Origin of the sequence: Mesorhizobium mediterraneum, from assembly GCF_002284565.1 — a bacterium.
Classification (GTDB): Bacteria; Pseudomonadota; Alphaproteobacteria; order Rhizobiales; family Rhizobiaceae; genus Mesorhizobium; species Mesorhizobium mediterraneum.
Genome location: NZ_NPKI01000017.1, coordinates 400,218 through 417,431, shown reverse-complemented (window position 1 = coordinate 417,431; position 17,214 = coordinate 400,218). Strand labels below are relative to the sequence as shown.

The 17,214-nt window shown below is 60.8% G+C and carries 19 protein-coding genes and 1 tRNA gene; 9 read left to right on the top strand and 11 right to left on the bottom strand.

Annotation, left to right across the window (positions count from 1 at the left end; translation table 11 throughout):
• Nucleotide 1: 1 nt before the first annotated feature.
• Nucleotides 2–580, top strand: a complete 579-nt coding sequence (locus CIT25_RS15910) for a hypothetical protein (protein WP_245329860.1) — start codon at nucleotides 2–4, stop codon at nucleotides 578–580.
• 355 nt (nucleotides 581–935) lie between these two features.
• On the opposite strand, the gene CIT25_RS15905 is transcribed toward CIT25_RS15910, so the two are convergent.
• Nucleotides 936–1,076 carry a DUF1127 domain-containing protein gene (locus tag CIT25_RS15905; protein ID WP_095485458.1) on the bottom strand — a complete coding sequence of 47 codons (141 nt, stop codon included), beginning with the start codon at nucleotides 1,074–1,076 and terminating at the stop codon, nucleotides 936–938.
• A 54-nt stretch (nucleotides 1,077–1,130) separates the two neighbouring features.
• Complete coding sequence (locus CIT25_RS15900; protein WP_006335194.1) at nucleotides 1,131–1,271, bottom strand: DUF1127 domain-containing protein; 141 nt, start codon at nucleotides 1,269–1,271, stop codon at nucleotides 1,131–1,133.
• A 237-nt stretch (nucleotides 1,272–1,508) separates the two neighbouring features.
• On the opposite strand from CIT25_RS15900, the gene CIT25_RS15895 reads away from it, so the two are divergent.
• From CIT25_RS15895 to CIT25_RS15885, 3 genes are read left to right on the top strand one after another with little or no spacing between them, the layout of a single operon-like run.
• The gene (locus tag CIT25_RS15895) at nucleotides 1,509–2,624 is read left to right on the top strand and encodes a DUF2157 domain-containing protein (RefSeq protein ID WP_095485591.1); all 1,116 of its coding nucleotides are present in this window, start codon (nucleotides 1,509–1,511) and stop codon (nucleotides 2,622–2,624) included.
• On the top strand, nucleotides 2,621–3,205 hold the full coding sequence (locus CIT25_RS15890) for a GDYXXLXY domain-containing protein (RefSeq protein ID WP_095485457.1): 585 nt from the start codon (nucleotides 2,621–2,623) through the stop codon (nucleotides 3,203–3,205). The genes CIT25_RS15895 and CIT25_RS15890 overlap by 4 nt, the downstream gene beginning before the upstream one ends.
• A 37-nt stretch (nucleotides 3,206–3,242) precedes the next feature.
• Nucleotides 3,243–4,691 carry an aromatic amino acid lyase gene (locus CIT25_RS15885; protein ID WP_095485456.1) on the top strand — a complete coding sequence of 483 codons (1,449 nt, stop codon included), beginning with the start codon at nucleotides 3,243–3,245 and terminating at the stop codon, nucleotides 4,689–4,691.
• Nucleotides 4,692–4,701: 10 nt separating this feature from the next.
• Here the strand turns inward: CIT25_RS15885 and CIT25_RS15880 are convergent.
• Nucleotides 4,702–4,786: transfer RNA gene (locus CIT25_RS15880), tRNA-Leu, on the bottom strand.
• 445 nt (nucleotides 4,787–5,231) lie between these two features.
• Here CIT25_RS15880 and tig point away from each other — a divergent pair.
• Nucleotides 5,232–6,704, top strand: a complete 1,473-nt coding sequence (gene tig / locus CIT25_RS15875; RefSeq protein WP_095485590.1) for a trigger factor — start codon at nucleotides 5,232–5,234, stop codon at nucleotides 6,702–6,704.
• A gap of 93 nt (nucleotides 6,705–6,797) precedes the next feature.
• Here the strand turns inward: tig and CIT25_RS15870 are convergent, their stop codons facing one another.
• Both CIT25_RS15870 and CIT25_RS15865 read right to left on the bottom strand, forming a co-directional pair.
• Nucleotides 6,798–7,124: a hypothetical protein gene (locus CIT25_RS15870; protein ID WP_095485455.1), complete on the bottom strand. Its 327-nt coding sequence runs from the start codon at nucleotides 7,122–7,124 to the stop codon at nucleotides 6,798–6,800.
• Between the two features lie 23 nt (nucleotides 7,125–7,147).
• The gene (locus tag CIT25_RS15865; RefSeq protein WP_095485454.1) at nucleotides 7,148–8,035 is read right to left on the bottom strand and encodes an alpha/beta fold hydrolase; all 888 of its coding nucleotides are present in this window, start codon (nucleotides 8,033–8,035) and stop codon (nucleotides 7,148–7,150) included.
• Nucleotides 8,036–8,318: 283 nt separating this feature from the next.
• Here CIT25_RS15865 and CIT25_RS15860 point away from each other — a divergent pair, with 283 nt between their 5' ends.
• From CIT25_RS15860 to CIT25_RS15850, 3 genes are all read left to right on the top strand, one after another.
• Nucleotides 8,319–8,699 carry a c-type cytochrome gene (locus CIT25_RS15860; RefSeq protein ID WP_095485453.1) on the top strand — a complete coding sequence of 127 codons (381 nt, stop codon included), beginning with the start codon at nucleotides 8,319–8,321 and terminating at the stop codon, nucleotides 8,697–8,699.
• A gap of 87 nt (nucleotides 8,700–8,786) precedes the next feature.
• Nucleotides 8,787–9,734 (top strand): heme o synthase, encoded by a 948-nt coding sequence (locus CIT25_RS15855; protein WP_095485452.1) that lies wholly within the window; start codon nucleotides 8,787–8,789, stop codon nucleotides 9,732–9,734.
• Nucleotides 9,735–10,141: 407 nt separating this feature from the next.
• Entirely contained in the window at nucleotides 10,142–10,960 is an 819-nt protein-coding gene (locus CIT25_RS15850) for a DUF2189 domain-containing protein (protein WP_095485451.1), read from the top strand.
• 53 nt (nucleotides 10,961–11,013) lie between these two features.
• Here the strand turns inward: CIT25_RS15850 and CIT25_RS15845 are convergent, their stop codons facing one another.
• The 6 genes from CIT25_RS15845 to coxB all read right to left on the bottom strand — a co-directional run bounded on the left by CIT25_RS15845 (nucleotide 11,014) and on the right by coxB (nucleotide 16,221).
• Nucleotides 11,014–11,487 (bottom strand): aminoacyl-tRNA deacylase, encoded by a 474-nt coding sequence (locus CIT25_RS15845; RefSeq protein WP_095485450.1) that lies wholly within the window; start codon nucleotides 11,485–11,487, stop codon nucleotides 11,014–11,016.
• Nucleotides 11,488–11,678: 191 nt separating this feature from the next.
• Nucleotides 11,679–12,083, bottom strand: a complete 405-nt coding sequence (locus CIT25_RS15840; RefSeq protein WP_095485449.1) for a cytochrome C oxidase subunit IV family protein — start codon at nucleotides 12,081–12,083, stop codon at nucleotides 11,679–11,681.
• Between the two features lie 31 nt (nucleotides 12,084–12,114).
• Complete coding sequence (locus CIT25_RS15835) at nucleotides 12,115–12,837, bottom strand: heme-copper oxidase subunit III family protein (protein WP_095485448.1); 723 nt, start codon at nucleotides 12,835–12,837, stop codon at nucleotides 12,115–12,117.
• A 13-nt stretch (nucleotides 12,838–12,850) separates the two neighbouring features.
• Complete coding sequence (locus CIT25_RS15830) at nucleotides 12,851–13,555, bottom strand: cytochrome c oxidase subunit 3 (protein ID WP_095485447.1); 705 nt, start codon at nucleotides 13,553–13,555, stop codon at nucleotides 12,851–12,853.
• The gene (gene ctaD, locus CIT25_RS15825; protein ID WP_095485446.1) at nucleotides 13,552–15,321 is read right to left on the bottom strand and encodes a cytochrome c oxidase subunit I; all 1,770 of its coding nucleotides are present in this window, start codon (nucleotides 15,319–15,321) and stop codon (nucleotides 13,552–13,554) included. Before ctaD ends, CIT25_RS15830 begins: the two co-directional genes overlap by 4 nt.
• Before the next feature lie 84 nt (nucleotides 15,322–15,405).
• Nucleotides 15,406–16,221, bottom strand: a complete 816-nt coding sequence (gene coxB / locus CIT25_RS15820; RefSeq protein ID WP_095485445.1) for a cytochrome c oxidase subunit II — start codon at nucleotides 16,219–16,221, stop codon at nucleotides 15,406–15,408.
• A 452-nt stretch (nucleotides 16,222–16,673) separates the two neighbouring features.
• Here coxB and CIT25_RS15815 point away from each other — a divergent pair, with 452 nt between their 5' ends.
• Nucleotides 16,674–17,198: a hypothetical protein gene (locus CIT25_RS15815; RefSeq protein ID WP_095485589.1), complete on the top strand. Its 525-nt coding sequence runs from the start codon at nucleotides 16,674–16,676 to the stop codon at nucleotides 17,196–17,198.
• Nucleotides 17,199–17,214 lie beyond the last annotated feature (16 nt).

Here is a 17,214-nt window from a genome sequence, read left to right as displayed (position 1 = left end):
AGTGATCTTTCTGACAGCCGTGATCGCCACGGGCGGATCAGCGGCCGCCGGCGAACTGGCCGCGACGGCTTCCAAGCGGATCCCCATATGCCATGGCTATAGTTGCAACTATCGCACGATGCTGGCGCTTGGCCCCGGTGACGGCGCGCGTTTCCGCTCCATCCTGCGTGCGGGCGCGGGTTCGCCCCAAGCCGAGCGTTCCGCTGTCAAGAAAGCTGTCCGCTATTTCGAGCAGCGCATTCTCCGGGCTACCGGCGTTCGCGATCTGCCGCAGTCGGAATTCGGTGCATCGCGCATCAGGGGCCAGATGGATTGTGTCGACGAATCGACCAATACGCATGCGCTGCTGGTCTACCTTGCCGAGCGAAAATTGCTCAGGTTTCACAAGGTCGAGGACAATGCCTCGCGAGGCCTGTTTGTCGACGGGCGCTATCCCCATTGGACGGCGGTGATCAGCGACCGCGGAGGCACCGAATGGGTGGTGGATTCCTGGTATGCGGCGATGGGCGGCGCGCCGGACATTTTTCCGCTGAGCCAGTGGAAGAAACGGGGCGTGCTGGAAAGCGGTGCGCTGGACTGACGACAGGGGACGTCCCGCCAAAACGGCTCCCAGAGTGAATCGACCCTGAAAACAACAACACCCGCCGGGGGAGGAGGTCCGGCGGGTGTCGTTTTGCTGGCCGATCCTCGGGAGGAGGTGAAGATCGACCGTATTCGTCATCGCCGGGGAGGAGGTCGGCTTTGACGAAATTCGTTTCGCCTGATGAAAGGGGGCGAAACCCTTGGGACGAAACTCGTTTCGCCCGGGGAAACAGCGCCCGCCGCGGGAGGAGGTGCGGCGGGCGCCGTTTTTGTGGTCAACCCTCGGGAGGAGGTGAAGGCTGACCGTATTCGTCAGGGTCGGGGAGGAGGTCGACCCTGGCGAAATTCCTTGATTAGATCGCCTTGCGGGCGATGATCTTGATCTCGTCGCGGACGATGCCGAGATCATGCAGCTGGCGGTTCGAAAGGCGACCCAGCTCGGTAACCGTCGAGCGATAAACGCGCCAGTTACGATAGTTGCGGATCAGGTTCATTGTCGTTCTCTTTTCAAGTCAAACTGGTTCGGACCATTTGCGGTCCGAAGAGGATTAGACCGCCTTGCGAGCGACGTAGTGGATGTCGCTGCGGCTGATGCCGAGGTCGGTCAGTTCGCGGTTGCTCAGGCGGCTCAGCTCGGAAACGGTGTCCCGGTAGCGGCGCCAGTTGCGGTAGTTGCGGATCAGGTTCATGGTATTTCTCGTTTCGTCTTTCTTTCGGATCATTCCGTCTTTGTGTACGCCCTGAAGATAGGTGGGGTCATATCGATTTAAAAGCGCTATTGGTGCATGGCAGCAATGCAAATTGTGCAATGCACCATCACGCGGCGCTCACGTGTTCGACATAGATAAGCCGGAATCGGAAAATGTCGTGGCGTCAACGATTTGGCCGGGTCGGCTGAAAAAAAGACCAAGCTGGGGGAGAAAGGTATGGCGAGCTATTCGTCACGCGTCAGGGCCGATATCGCACGATGGCTGCAGGCCAGCCTGATCGATGCCCCGACAGCCGACGCGCTGACGCGCGACGTCGAAGCCAATCAACGGAGATCGCTGAGCTTCGGTTCGATCCTGGCGATGATGGCGGCGCTGCTGTTTGGCGCGGCCGTCCTGATCTTCGTCGCTGCCAATTGGGAAGTCATCCCGCGGCTGGCGCGGGTGGCGGCGCTCTTCGCGATCATCATCGCCGGCTATGTCGGCGGCGCGGTGCTGAAGACACGCGACCACGCTGCGATCGGCGAGGCGCTTTGGATCGTCGCCGCGACGGCATTCGGCGGATCGATCGCGCTGATCGGTCAGATGTATCATTTGTCTGGCGACGAGGCGTCGGCCTTGATCACCTGGGGCGCAGGCACGGCCTTGGCGGCGGTTGCGCTGCGCTCGAACCCGCTGACCGTTGCTGCTGTCGGCATCGCCGATGCCTGGCTGTTCCTGAGAGGGTTCGACTATTTCGGGCGCACGGAATTTCCGCACCTCTTCGTCGTCATGGCGATCGTGCTGTTCGCCATTTCGTTTTGGACGCGCAGCCAGGCGGCGCGGCACCTGATCATCCTGTCGGTCATCTTCTATCTCGTGCTGATGGTAATGGAATACGAAACGCTGCTGGTCGCTGTCCCGCTCGTCGTCGTGTCGGCGCTGCTTTTCGCGGCTGCGATCTTCGCCGCGGGGTCCGTCGACAGGATCGTGCAACTTAGCGGCCGGCTGCCCCTGCACGCGCTGATTGGATTTCTCACCGGCCTGGCGATGATTCAGTTCGAGCTGGCCGACGATAACAACAACAGCGGCTTTGCCATCGCCTCGGCCATTGCGCTTGCCGGCATTGTCGCTGCAATCATGTTGGGCGGCCGCGAAAGCAGAGGTATGCGCTGGATCGCCTATGCCGGTTTCGCCTTCGAACTCGCCATCATCTATGTTGTGATGTTGCAGTCGATGCTCGACACGGCAGGCTTCTTTCTTGCGGCAGCAGTGCTTCTCGGCATCCTTGCCCTTGTCATCATCCGCATTGAAAAGCGCATGAGGTCCCCGAGCGTGGAAGGAGCGGCGGCATGATGACCGGTAAAAAACTGATCATTTCGGCGGTGGTGCTGGCGCTCGTCCAGATCGGTTTCCTGAGCTGGATCATCGCCGGCCGGGCAGCGATCCTGCGCGACGGCAGGCAAGTGCTGCTGAGGGTGGAACCGGTCGATCCGCGCGATCTCCTGCGCGGTGACTTTATTCGCCTTGGCTATGAGATTTCGCAGATACCGGTGAAGCTGATCGCCAACGTTCCGGCTGGCAAGCTGTCTAGTGACGACACCTCTATTGTGGTCAGGCTGAAGCAGGGCGCCGACGGCTATTGGGAGGCGACCACGGCCTGGTTCGGTAAAGCACCTGCGCCGGCAGCATCCGACGAAGTCGATATCGTCGGCCAGGTAGCCGAGGGGTGGGATCTCAGCCCGGAAGCAACGGCGATCGCGCCGGACTATGGCATCCAGCGCTTTTATCTGCCCGAAGGCGAGGGGATGGCGATCCAGAACGACATGCGGGTGCGGCCATTCGGCGTCCGTGTTGCAATCGCAGCCAATGGCACGGCGCAGATCAAGGCGCTGATGGACGGCGACAAGACGCTGTTCGAGGAACCGCTTTATTAGAATTGAAAAGCGTGGCCGGCTCGGACAGCATCAAAACATGACAATTATCCTGACGACACGAGAAGACATAAATCTCAGCTCCGTTTTCCGCGTCGCCTGGAAAAAAGACAGGGTGCAAATCAGCGGCAAGGCCTTGCAGCGCATCGCAGAGTGCCGCGCGTCGTTCCTGCGTCTCATTGAAACCGACCCTGTACCGGTCATCTATGGCGTGACCACCGCCATGGGAGAACTGGCGAGCCGGCAGCTCGAACTAGGGGAGCGGGGTCGCCATGCACGCATCAAGGCGTTCGCAGCCGCCACCTCGTTCGGCGAGCCTTTACCAGATCGCGTGGTGAGGGCGATCGTGCTTGCCCGGCTGGCGAATTTCCTCGAAGGAAACGCCGCGACCACACCGCGCATGGCGCTCGCCGTCGCCGCGATGCTGGACGGCGGACCGATGCCCATGGTGCCATCATCCGGCCAGGGCGGCGCCGGTGAAATCCTCGCGCTCTATCCGCTGTTTGCAGAGCTTTCGACGCGCTTCGACCTGGAGGTCAAGGAACGGGGCTCCCTGATCAATGGCTCGCCTTGCGCTGCCGCACTTGTGGCCGATGCGGCCTTGGCGGCTCGCCGCCGCATTCGCCTTGCCGAAAGAGTCTTTGCGCTTTCGATCGAAGCGTTTCGCGCGCCGCTCGAACATTACGACCCGGCGCTCGACGCGCTTTGGGGCGATGAACACGAAGCAGTGGCGCTGCGGGGATTGAGGGCGTTTCTTGCCGGTGCCGGCACCGGGCGCCGTAATTATCAGGCGCCGGTCAGCTACCGCATCGTCCCTCGCATCCTCGGACACGCGCATCGCGCGCTGGCATCGGCAGAGCGTGCGGCCACCGTGTCACTCGCTTCGATCTCGGACAACCCTGTCTACATCCCGCCTGACGACGGGCATCCGTTCGGGCGTTGCATCAGCACGGGCGGCTATCACAATGCCATGGCAACACCCGCCCTGGATGATCTGGCGGCGATATGGGCCGATATCTGCCTCTTGTGCGACCGACACGCCTCGAAGCTTCTTAACGGCAAGGTGTCGCTCCTACCCGATCTGCTTTTGACGGGGCGGGACTGGAGCGACAGCGACGGTCACGGCAATGTCGGCTATGTGCCGATGGCGATCACGGGTTATCTGGAGCAGGCGAAACTTTCGGCCCAGCGCACCTTCATCCCGGGAACGGAATCGGCCGGCGCCGGCCAGGACGATGTCGCGACGACGGTCTTCCTCGCATGGACGAAGGAAGCACGCGCCGGCCGCTGCCTCGATGCCGCGATGGCGATGCTGGCTGTGATCGCCTCGCAGGCACTGCATGTCACCGAGCGCGTGGCGCCTCCGGCGCTTCAGTCGTTCGTTGGGGATATCAGGAGCATCGTGCCGCCGGTCGGCGAGGATCGCGTGCTGGGACCCGAGCTTGCGAATTTGACCGAATGGTTCACGCGCCAGGTCTTTGAGGAGTAGGCTCCCATAGTGGTGCGGATGAAGGGACTCGAACCCCCACGCCTTTCGGCACTGGAACCTAAATCCAGGGCGTCTACCAATTCCGCCACATCCGCATTGCCCGGCCAATCCCATGTAGCCATCATTCTGTCAATGTCGCGGTCAAAATAGGGGCCGTTGGCCGGCGCATGATCCCGAAATCGAATGCGATTTTCGGAAAGGATCACGCGCCAAAATCAAGGTGCTACAGCGTCCTTTGCGCGTCCAAGAGGACGCGCGGCGCTGTAGATGCGAAGATGGTTGAAAATTAGCCGCGCCTGTGACAAAAGGCGTGTCGAATGTGACGGGATGCGACGATCCGCTTCTGCAGAATGTGATAAGAAGTAGGAAAAACAAAGACTTATTCACATTTTGGAGCGTATTTCTGGAGGATTTGAGCCGCTTTGGGCGGACAGATCGCCAAGTCCCGCACCAAAAGCCATTCTCGGCAAGATCATACCGGCAGGTTGTAAACGGCAGGAGCCGTTTGGCGGCCTCATTGGTGAAAACAAAGGTTCTATGATGCAGGTCACCGAAACGCTCAACTCCGGTCTCAAGCGCGAGATCAAGATCACCGTGCCGGCCGGTGACATGGAAGCCAAGCTAATGGCGCGGCTTTCCGATGCCAGGAACAAGGTCCGCATCAACGGCTTCCGTCCCGGCAAGGTGCCGGTGCAGCACTTGCGCAAGGTCTACGGCAAGTCGTTCATGGCCGAAGTGGTCAACGAGATCCTCAACGATTCGACCCGTTCGGTCATTACCGGGCGCGGCGAAAAGGCCGCCATGCAGCCCGAAGTGATCATGACCGAGGACGAGAAGGAGGCCGAGAAGATCCTGGCCGGCGGCGCCGACTTCGAGTTCCGGCTGAATTACGAGATCATTCCGCCGATCGAGATCAAGGATTTCTCCGACATCAAGGTGACGCGTCAGGTATTCGACGTGCCCGACACCGAGATCGACGAGCAGGTCCAGCGTGTCGCCGAGTCGGCGCGCAGCTATGAGCCGAAGACCGGCAAGGCCGCCGAAGGCGACCGCGTGACGATCGACTATGTCGGCAAGATCGACGGCGAAGCCTTCAGCGGCGGCGCCGGCACGGACCAGCCGCTGGTGCTCGGCTCCAAAGAATTCATTCCCGGCTTCGAGGATCAGCTCATCGGCAGCAAGGCCGGCGACGAGACGCAGGTCACGGTCACGTTCCCGGAAAACTACCAGGCGGCGCATCTCGCCGGCAAGGAAGCGACCTTCGACGTCACCGTCAAGGAAGTGTCCAAGCCCGGTGCGTTGGAGATCAACGACGAAACGGCCAAGAATCTCGGCCTGGAGTCGCTGGAGCGCCTGCGTGAAGTGGTGCGCACCCAGATCGAGAACCAGTTCGGCTCGATGACGCGCCAGAAGATCAAGCGCCAACTGCTCGACCAGCTCGATGCCGCCTACTCGTTCGAGGCGCCGTCGAAGCTCGTCGAGGCCGAGTTCAACAACATCTGGAACCAGGTCAACCGCGATCTGGAAACCGCCGGCCGCACCTTCGCCGACGAGGAGACCACGGAAGAAGAGGCGCGCACCGAATATATGCGGCTTGCCGAGCGCCGTGTGCGTCTCGGCCTGGTTCTCGCCGAAATCGGCGAGAAGGCCGGCGTCACCGTGTCGGACGATGAATTGCAGCGCGGCCTGTTCGAGCAGGTGCGCCGCTATCCGGCCGCCCAGCAGCAGGAAGCCTTCGAATTCTACCGCAGCAATCCCGAAGCGCTGAACACGCTGCGCGCACCGCTGTTCGAGGAGAAGGTGGTCGACCATCTGCTCGGCCAGATCTCCGTCACCGACGTCAAGGTCAGCAAGGAAGAGCTGATGGCCGACGACGAGGACACCGAGACGGCCAAGGCGAAGCCGGCGAAGAAAACCGCCGCGAAGAAGGCTGACGCCAAGCAGGCCGACGATGCGGAAGAGCCGAAGAAAAAGGCCGCGCCGAAGAAAAAGGCTGCCAAGGACGCCGAATAACACCGCGTTCTGCGGATGGTGAAAGGCCGCCCTCGAGGCGGCCTTTTTCGTTGCTGTCGATGCCGCAAGACCGCAACCGTCACCGCCACCGCCCTAATCGCGAGGCAATTGAGTGACGAGGATCCGCATCACGGTCACCCGTTCGGGCAGTTCAACGAGAAACTCTTCGTCGCGCGGCAGGTGATGGATCTTGCGCGGGTCGCCGCCGGTGAAGCTCGCCATGGCGTCGACGTCTGGCCAGTATGAGATCGTCACGAACTCCGTTTCTTCTTCGCGATCTTCGCGAAACAACTGCACGCCAAGCGCCTTCTCCTGAAGCGGCGGAATGCCTTCGCGGCGCAGATATGGCTCGTAGGCGTCTGCCAGATCGCGGCGCGTCCTTCCCCGCCAGATCCGGGCAATTGTGGCGTTGTCGTTCATGAAGTGCTCCTCTGTGCGGGCGATTAATGCAGGACCTCGCCGAGAAACCCTCGCACCAAGGGCAGGGCGGCCTCGAAATGGGTTTCCAGCAGCCAATGCCCGGCGTCGTTCAGCAAATGCAGTTCGGCCTCGGGGAGATCGCGCAGATAGGCGCGCGCCGCCGGCTCGGGCATGTATTCGTCCTTCGGCCCCCAAAGGATCATTGCCGGCGGCCGCTGTTCGCGCAGGTATTCCTGGTAACGAGGGAACCATTCGAGGTTAGCCTTGAGCTTCTCCATCAGTCCGACCGAAAGCGCACGGCGCACCGGCGTGTCCATCAGCGGCCAATGCAATTTCCACAGATCGGGCGGGACACGTCGGGCGACGTCGTCATCGACTTCGCCGACGAACTCGGCGCGAAAGCCGTCCTCGCTCACCGCTTCTTCCAGCGGCGCGCTTCTCTCTGGTGAAGGATCCCGCCAAAAGCGCTGGATCGTTTCGTATTTGGGGCCAAGGGCATCCGCGTAGATGTCGCCGTTCTGGATGATCAGGGCCCTGATCCGGGATGGATGCGCTATTGCGTGGCGCAGGCCGATCTGCGAGCCGTAGTCGTGCAGCCACAGCGCGTAGCTGCCGAGCCCAAGCGCGTCGGTGAACCGCTCCAGAAAAGTTGCATAGGCGTCGAAATCATAACCGAACCGTGCGGGATCGGGGGTTCCACTGTAGCCAAAGCCGGGGAAGTCCGGCGCGACAGTCCGCCACCGATCGGCGAGCGCCGGCATCAGCCGGCGATATTGGAAGGATGAGCAGGGATAGCCGTGCGGAAGCAACAACACCGGCGCGGCTTCAGGGCCTGCCTCTCTGTAGAAGACCGTCTCGCCGTCGATCGTGAGGGTGCCGTGGCGCACCTCCAGGACGCTGCTGTCGTTCATGGACGCTTCTCTGATCTTTGATCTTGCTGACGCTGAACCGTAGCTGGTCTAACGCCTTTGGCCGGGATGCGTTCCGGCTGTGCGCCGATCGAGTTGCCTCATTGCTTCGGCGGCAATCTTGCTGGTCGGCTTCTTCTATCTGCCAGCCAGATTCTGTGGTATGTAGATGCCGCAATTCCATACGCCAGAAACGGATATTCCGCTCTGTCGTGCAAAGGGGCGCATGCCGTGTCGGCACGCGCAGATCGTCCAAGGCAGATTTGGCGATCGGGGAGGAAATGCCATGCGCGCAATCGCGTTTTTCGCCGCCGTGTCCGCTGCGACGTTCATCACGAACCAATCCCAGGCACAAGATGCCGCCGCGGGCGAGAAGGTCTTCACCAAGTGCAAGGTCTGTCACGTCGTGGACAAGGACCAGAACAAGGTCGGTCCATCATTGAGCGGCGTCATCGGCCGGACCGCCGGCACGCATCCGGGGTTCAAATATTCTAAAGCCATGACCGAGGCGGGTAAATCCGGCGTCAAATGGGATGAAGCCACGCTGACGAATTATCTTCGCGATCCCAAAGCCATGATCAAAGGCGGGAAGATGGCGTTTCCCGGCCTCAAGAAGGACGAGGATCTTGCCAACGTCATCGCCTATCTGAAGCAATTCTCCAAATGACCCGGTTCTTCCGCCAGGAAGTAACCTGGCTCTTCCGCCGGCCGATGCGCCGGCCAGATTGCCTGCCTCCATCGGTGGTCGCCTGAAATGTCGGCTCGGGAAAGCGGCCTCGAGGATACCGGTATCCAGATCTCTGAAGCGACGGTCAGTGATTTCTTCGCGCTTCTGAAACCACGCGTCATGGCGCTTGCTGTTTTTACCGCTTTCGTTGGTCTGATGGTGGCGCCCGGGGTGATGAATCCGGTCATTGCCGTCATTGCAATCGGTGCAATTGCGGTTGGGGCAGGAGCGGCCGGAGCTCTCAACATGTGGTACGATGCCGATATTGATGCGTTGATGTCGCGCACGTCAAAGCGGCCGATCCCTTCAGGCCGGGTCATGCCAGGCGAAGCTCTCGGCTTCGGCCTGGTGCTTTCCGTACTTTCGGTCATGACGCTCGGCGTGCTGGTGGGGTGGCTTGCCGCATCGCTGCTGGCCTTCACCATCTTCTTCTACGTCGTGATCTATACGATGTGGCTGAAACGCTCGACGCCGCAGAACATCGTCATAGGCGGTGCCGCGGGTGCTCTTCCTCCTGTCATCGGGTGGGCGGCGGCCACTGGCGCCGTCGGGATTGAAAGCCTCATTCTGTTTCTCATTATCTTCCTCTGGACGCCGCCGCATTTCTGGGCACTCGCGCTGTTCAAGATCGGCGACTATGCCGCGGCCGGCATTCCCATGATGCCGAACGTGGCCGGCCAGGCTTCGACCAGAAAACAGGTCTTCGTCTATTCGCTGATCCTGGCACCAATCGGCGTGCTGCCTTGGGCTTTCGGGTTCGCGAGCGGATTCTACGGGATTGTTTCGGCCGCATTGGGCGCAGGCTTCATCTGGCATGCCTGGAAGCTGCTGGTCGACAAAAGGCGGGTTGAAGGGTGGGAGATGAAACGCGCAAAGGCGCTGTTTGCCTATTCGATTTTCTATCTTTTCGCGATCTTTGCCGTGCTGCTTGCCGACACCATCGTATTGCGTGCCGTCATGTCAGCCGGAAATTGACGGTATGCCTGTCTCGTGGCTCAAGTGAATCCTGATGTTCTCGGATTGCTTGCCAGATTGAGACAGTCAGTCGGCGATTGCCGAACGAGGTGTGCCCGAACCTGCTCGAACCTCACGTTGGAACTGCACAGAATCCCAGCAACAGCAGAATAACTATGCCAAGGCCGAGTATGAGAACGGTCTTTCCATCCATGACCTTCACCCTGCAACCCACTTTGGAGAATATCGGAGAAAGGCCGTTAGAGCTAGCCTGATCACTGGAGCCGCGCTGTTCTGACAAAGGGCGACAAACGCCATGCAAGAGAGTATGTTGATCATGGTGCAGGTCGCGGTTTTGCGTGGCCAGTCACGCTGAACGACGGCACCGTGAACCGCGACCTTACCGGACCTGGTCTGGAGGAATGGTCATGGCAAGTTTTCACGTGATTGCAGGCGCCAGCGAGACGCTGGAACACACCAGAATTCGAAAGATTGGCGTTTCCGACCTTTTCGACGCGCTCAGGCGTGGCGTCGACGATTTCATGGTCAAACCGTCGCATATCGTTTTCCTCTGCCTGATCTATCCGCTGGTCGGCGTCGTGCTCGCTGTCTGGACATCGGGCAACAATGCGCTGCCGCTGTTGTTTCCGCTGGTGTCGGGTTTTGCGCTGATCGGTCCATTCGCGGCGCTCGGCCTCTATGAGATCAGCCGGCGACGGGAGGCCGGGCTGGACGCCTCCTGGAGCCACGCTTTCGAGGTCAGGAATTCTCCGGCGTTGCCGGCCATCGCAGCGGTCGGCATCATGCTGCTTGCGATCTTCATCGCCTGGCTTTTGACCGCCCAGGCATTTTACCAGACCCTCTTCGGCCCGGCCCCGCCGGAATCGCTGTCCGGCTTCATCAGTGAAATATTCGCCACCGGACGTGGCTGGACGCTGGTTATCCTTGGGCACGCTATCGGTTTCGTCTTCGCCGCGGTCGTGTTGTGCACCACAGTCGTCGCGTTCCCGTTGTTGCTCGACCGCGACGTCGGCGCCTACGAAGCCATCCACACCTCGGTGCGCGTGGTCCTGGCGAACCCGATCGTGATGGCTGTCTGGGGACTGATTGTCGCCGTCGCCCTGATCATAGGCTCGCTGCCGGTGTTCGCCGGGCTGGCGGTCGTGCTGCCGATCCTCGGTCACGCCACCTGGCACGTCTATCGAAAAGTTGTGGAATCGCCGGCTTCCACCAAGCCGGCGAGCTGAAAATCCTGGCCTGCCGTACCGGCGAGCGCGCCGGCACGGCGGGCCAGACCTTTTTAGTAAGCCGGGTAGCTAAAGCGGGCCTGGCGAGCGTCGCTGGTCAGGTTGCGGAAATCCTTGCCGCTGACATGCACCAGCGTCCTGTGGTCGCCGCCCTCGAAATAGATGTCGTCGGCCTTGCCGAGGCTTTCATCGAGAATCACCGGCACATCGTAGGCCCCGCCGATCGGCGGGACGGCGCCGGTGTCGCAATCCTCGAAGAGCGAAACCACCTCGTCTTCGGAGGCCAGGCCGATACGCTGGTCCATGACGTCCTGCAACGTGCCGAGCTCGATCCTGTGGGTGCTGGGGACCACGGCCAGCGCATAGCCGCCGTCGTGGTGAACGACCACCGATTTGGCCATTATGCTGCCGGGCACATGCGCCGCTATTGCCGACTGCCTGCTTGTCGACGTGCGGTGGTGCTCGACGGTTTCATAGGAAATTCCTTTCCCGTCGATAAAGTCCTTCAGTCTGTTTGCGATCGTCATCCTGAGCCTCCCTTGCTGGAGTTCGCGACGCATGTGGAAACGAGGGCAATCATTCTGCTTCTGTCGTTTCCCGTATCAACGAAAATGGGCCAGCTGTCGATTGTTTCAAGGCAAAGGGGAGCGGACCGCAAATAGCGCTCCCAACTCTTTAGGGGAGACGCTGTCGACAAACCCTGTGCCCGGATTGCGCGTCAGGGCTCGGCCCCAAAAAACACCATCCGGGTGAGAAGCGTGTAATCCGATTCGAAGACCATCATTGCCACGAACACCAGCACCAGTATCGGCGGCAATATGATCGCATATGTCAGCGCCAGCCGTTCCCAGGCCATGTGCATAAAGACGGCGACGATCAGCCCGGCCTTGAGCATCATGAAGATCAGGATCAGCGACCATCTGAGATAGCCCTGGAGGCCGACATAATCGACCAGATAGGAGCAGGCGCTGAGGATGAACAGCCATGCCCAGACCACCAGATAGAGCTTAATCGGGTGCTCCTGGTGAACCTCCGCCGGGGCGATGCCAGTCGCTGCCGGATCATGCGCTTGAGCTCCGTGCAGCGTGTGTTGCCCCAGGCCGTTTGCGGTTGCTTCAGCCATATCTGCCTCTCACCAAAGCCATGTCTGCCTCTCACCAAAGATAGAAGAATGCGAAAATGAACACCCAGACCAGGTCGACGAAATGCCAGTAGAGCCCCATGATCTCGACGTTCTCATAGCTGCCCCTGCGGCTGGTGAAGAACCCGGGCCGTCCCGTGTCGTAATCTCCGCGCCAGACCTTTCGCGCCACGATGATCAGGAAGATCACCCCGAACGTCACATGGGTGCCGTGGAAGCCGGTGATCATGAAGAAGGATGATCCGAACTGTGCCGCCCCCCACGGGTTGCCCCAGGGCCGTACCCCTTCGCTGATCAGCTTGGTCCATTCGAAAGCCTGCATGCCGACGAAGGTCGCGCCGAGTGCTGCTGTCAGAAGCATGAGGATCGCGGTTTTGCGGCGGTCGCGGCGATAGCCGAAATTCACCGCCATCGCCATCGTTCCGCTGCTCGAGATCAGCACGAAGGTCATGATGGCGATAAGGATCAGCGGAACATTCGAGCCGCCAATATGAAGGGCAAAGACCTCGCTCGGATTGGGCCACGGCACCCGGGTAGACATGCGCGCGGTCATGTAGGAGAGCAGGAAGCAGCCGAAGACGAAGGTGTCGCTGAGCAGGAAGATCCACATCATGGCCTTGCCCCAGGACACGTTCTTGAACGCGCGCTGATCCGAGGACCAGTCGGCGGCGACGCCTTGCAAGCCCGCCGGCCGCGGCTGTGTCCGGCCGATATGCGTCAGTGTCGTGTCTGCCATCCGCCCGGCCCTCCTAGGTCAGCAACTGTCGGCAAATCTCGATAAAAGTCGCGGCCCAGCCAGCCAGAAGCGCGAAAATGGCGAGCCAGACGAAAAGCAGGAAATGCCAGTACATGGCGCACAGTTCGACGCTGAGACGAAGCCGCTCCGGCCGCGCTCCGTCCCAGGCGCCGGCAGTCGTTCTGCTCAGGCCCACCAGCCCTCCCAGTATGTGCAGGCCATGCATCCCGGTTATCAGGTAGAAAAAACTGTTGGCCGGATTGGCGGTCAGCAGGTAGCCGTCGGCGGTCAGTTCCCGCCATGCCACAAGCTGTCCGATCAGGAAGGCAAGCGCGGTGAGCCCGGCCGTGACGAGGCCGAGCCTGACCGTGTCGATCTGGCCCCGGCGCGCGGCAACCGCGGCGCATTGTAGCGCGACGCTGCTCAGCACCAGCACGCCGGTGTTGAACCAGAGCACGCGCGGCAGCGGCAGCGCCTGCCAGTCCGACAGCGCCATGCGCATGAAATAGGCGCTGGTGAAGAGCGCAAACAGGCAGCCGACGACGGCGAGGAATACGCCGAGGCCGATCTTGGCGGTCGGCAGCGTCGATCCTTCCGGGCCGATAATATCCCCGATCAGACCTTGCTCGAGCCATGGCTTGGCCATCAGCCGCTGGTGGGAAAGCCACCATCCGGCAAAGCCGACGATCACCAAGAGAAAGACCAGAATGACGCTCATGCCGGCCCCCTGGAGGATCCGAAGGAGCCCGGCATGTTTTGCGGGATAAAGTCCTCCTTGGCGCCCGGCACGCTGTAGTCATAGGCCCAGCGATAGACGATCGGCAGTTCCTTGCCGAAATTGCCATGGGCGGGTGGTGTTTGCGGCGTCTGCCATTCGAGTGTCGTGGCGCGCCACGGATTGCCGCCGGCCTCGCGGCCATGGCGGATGCTCCAGATCAGATTGAACAGGAACACCATCTGGGCGAAGCCGACCATCAACGCCATGATGCTGATAAACGAGTTCAGGTGCTGGGCCGATTCCGTCATGACAGTCATGTCGGTCAATTCGTTGTAGCGCCGCGGCACCCCCATCAGGCCGATGTAGTGCATGGGAAAGAAGATCAGGTAGGCGCCGAGGAAGGTGACCCAGAAGTGGAACTGGCCCATCGCCTCGTTCAGCATCCTGCCCGTGACCTTCGGGTACCAGTGATAGATCGCGCCGAAGATCACCAGGATCGGGGCGACGCCCATGACCATATGGAAATGGGCGACGACGAACATCGTGTCCGACAGCGGAACGTCGACGACGACGTTGCCGAGGAACAATCCGGTCAAGCCGCCATTGACAAAGGTGACGATGAAGGCCAGGGCAAAAAGCATCGGTATGGTGAGGTGGATGTCGCCGCGCCACAGCGTCAGCACCCAATTGTAGACCTTGATCGCGGTCGGGACGGCAATGATCAAGGTCGTGGTGGCGAAGAAGAAACCGAAATACGGATGCATGCCGCTGACATACATGTGGTGCGCCCAGACCACGAAGCTCAGCGCGCCGATGCCGACAATCGCCCAGACCATCATCCGGTAGCCGAAGATATTCTTGCGCGCATGGGTGCTGATCAGGTCGGATACGATGCCGAAGGCCGGCAGCGCCACGATGTAGACCTCGGGGTGGCCGAAGAACCAGAACAGATGCTGGAACAGGATCGGGCTGCCGCCGCCGTGCTGCAATTGCTCACCCATCTCGACGATCGCCGGCATAAAGAAGGAGGTGCCGAGCGCACGGTCGAACAACATCATCACGCAGGCGACAAACAACGCCGGGAAGGCGAGCAGCGCCATGACGGTCGCGGTGAAGATACCCCAGACGGTCAGCGGCAGGCGCATCAGCGTCATGCCGCGTGTGCGGCCCTGCAGCACGGTCACGACGTAGTTCAAGCCGCCCATCGTGAAGCCGATGATGAACAGGATCAGCGAAATGAGCATCAGCATGATGCCCCAGTCCTGGCCGCCTGGTGTGCCGGTCATGATCGCTTGCGGCGGGTAGAGCGTCCACCCGGCACCCGTCGGTCCGCCGGGCGCAAAGAAGCTCGACACCAAAACCAGCACGGCGAGCAGGTAGATCCAGTAGCTCAGCATGTTGACATAGGGAAAGACCATGTCGCGCGCGCCGACCATCAGTGGGATCAGATAGTTGCCGAAGCCGCCCAGGAAGAGGGCCGTGAGCAGGTAGATCACCATGATCATGCCGTGCATGGTGATGAACTGGTAGTAGGCTTCGGGGGTGATGAAATCGAACGTGCCGGGGAAGCCGAGTTGCAGCCGCATCAGCCAGGACAGCACCAGCGCCACCAGGCCGATTGCCGTCGCCGTCGCCGAATACTGGATGGCGATGACCTTGGCGTCCTGCGAGAAAACGTATTTCGTCCACCAGCTGTGCGGATGGTAGAGCTCCATTTCCGCGACTTCGGCCGGCGGTACCGCATCTGCAGGTGTGATATCGACCATAGGAACACCTCCGTGTCCTTTTCGGCCAGGCGCGACAGTTCGAGCCCTGCCGTAATTTCAATCACGTCGCCGTCTTCCCGGCGTCTACTCTGCCGAGCCCACCTGCTGGGGGGCTGACAATTGCGCAAAAGTCTGCTGTTCGCCGAGCCACGCCGTATAATCTTCCTGCGTGTCGACCATGACCACACCATGCATCAAAGGATGCCCCTGGCCGCAAAGTTCGGCGCACAGGACCTGGAAGGTTCCGGTCTTGGTCGGGGTGAACCAGAAATAGGTGACCGAGCCCGGGATCATGTCCATCTTGGCGCGGAATTCAGGGACATAGAAATCGTGGAGCACGTCGATCGAGCGAAGCAGCATCTTGACCGGCTTGCCAACCGGCAGATGCAGATCGGCAGCTTCGACCACGACATCGTCTTGGCCATTGGGGTCGCTGGCGATGACGCCCAGCGGATTTTCAGCGCTGACGTTGCGGGTGTCGGATGTGCCGAGCTTGCCGTCCTTGCCGGGCAGGCGAAAACTCCATTGCCATTGTTGGCCGACTACTTCGACCTCGGTTGCGTCGCTTGGGACGTTGACGAACTGGTTCCAGACGAACAGGCCCGGAACCAGCATGGCCGTGACCCCGATTGCGGTGACGATCGTCAGCCACCATTCGAGCCGCTTGTCCTCGGGTTTGTATGCCGCCTGATTGCCTTCCCGATGACGGAAGCGGAAGACGCAATAGGCCATGAATAGGACGACGGCGGCGAAGACGACGCCGGTGATCCAAAAGGTGATGATGATGGTGTTGTCGATATAGTCCCAGTTCGAGGCAATCGGCGTCCACCACCATGGGCTCAGGAAGTGGAACAACACTGAGCCCACAACTACCAAAACGAGTACAAGCGCGATGGCCATATCCCGTTTCCTCCCGGCACTCCAAGGGCGCGAAGCCGTCCCAGGAAATGCCGAGTGCATCATAGCTCGATTTCCGGTCGAAATTCTAGTGCGGTCTTCCGGTCAGCCGAAAAGGCAATGGCGATGATGTGGATAAACCTAAGAAGAAGAGGGCTGCGGCGAAGAAAAAACCTGCTGAGAGCGCCGAACAACACGGCATTCCGCCGAATTGTGAAAGGACGCCCTCAATGCGGCCTTTTTCGTTGTGATCTTAGAGCGACGTGCGGCCACTTGGACGCACAAAGTACACTCTGAACTCTTATTTCTACGCATCCTGTTGTCCGAGAATCGATTCCGATTTTCGGGCGGATGCGGTAGCGACAGATTCGCGCCCAACCAGTGGTGGCGGCTGGCGATACGAGGTTTTGATCATTATCTGCGCTGTGTTGCAAAGTGCAGGGTTGGAGGCATCGTTGAAGCTATTCGTCGGTATTGGAGGCGCGGTCGCCACAGCGTTCCTCCTCGTCTCGGTCTGCGGCATCGCCCAGGCCGACAGCGTTCTTGACAACTGGCGGTTCGACACCGGCAGCGGTGGTCTGGTCACGGCCTCGCTGCATGCCACCAACAAGCTCATCACCGGCGGCGGTGCCTTGAGCTACAGCCCGGTCCTGACCATTGCCTGCCGGGCGAATGGCGAACCGCGCTGGAGCGAATGGCTGCAGTTGAACGACGCCGTTTCCGCCAGCCGGACCATCACCGTGTCGGTTACCGTCGACAAGGCCAGCAAGGTCAACGAAAGCTGGTCGGTCGGCCCGCGGGGCCGCACGCTGGTTCGGGATGGTGCCGACGGTATCAGGCGTTTGGTTTCCGCAGACCGACTCCTGCTGTCCTGGCGGTTCGGGCTGCTGTCGGGGCGAGGCGAGGCCGATTTCGACCTTGCCGGGTTCAGCGAGGCCGTCGGCCAGATCGCCGGCACCTGCAACACCGAGTTGCCGTGATCGGATCAGCAGCGCT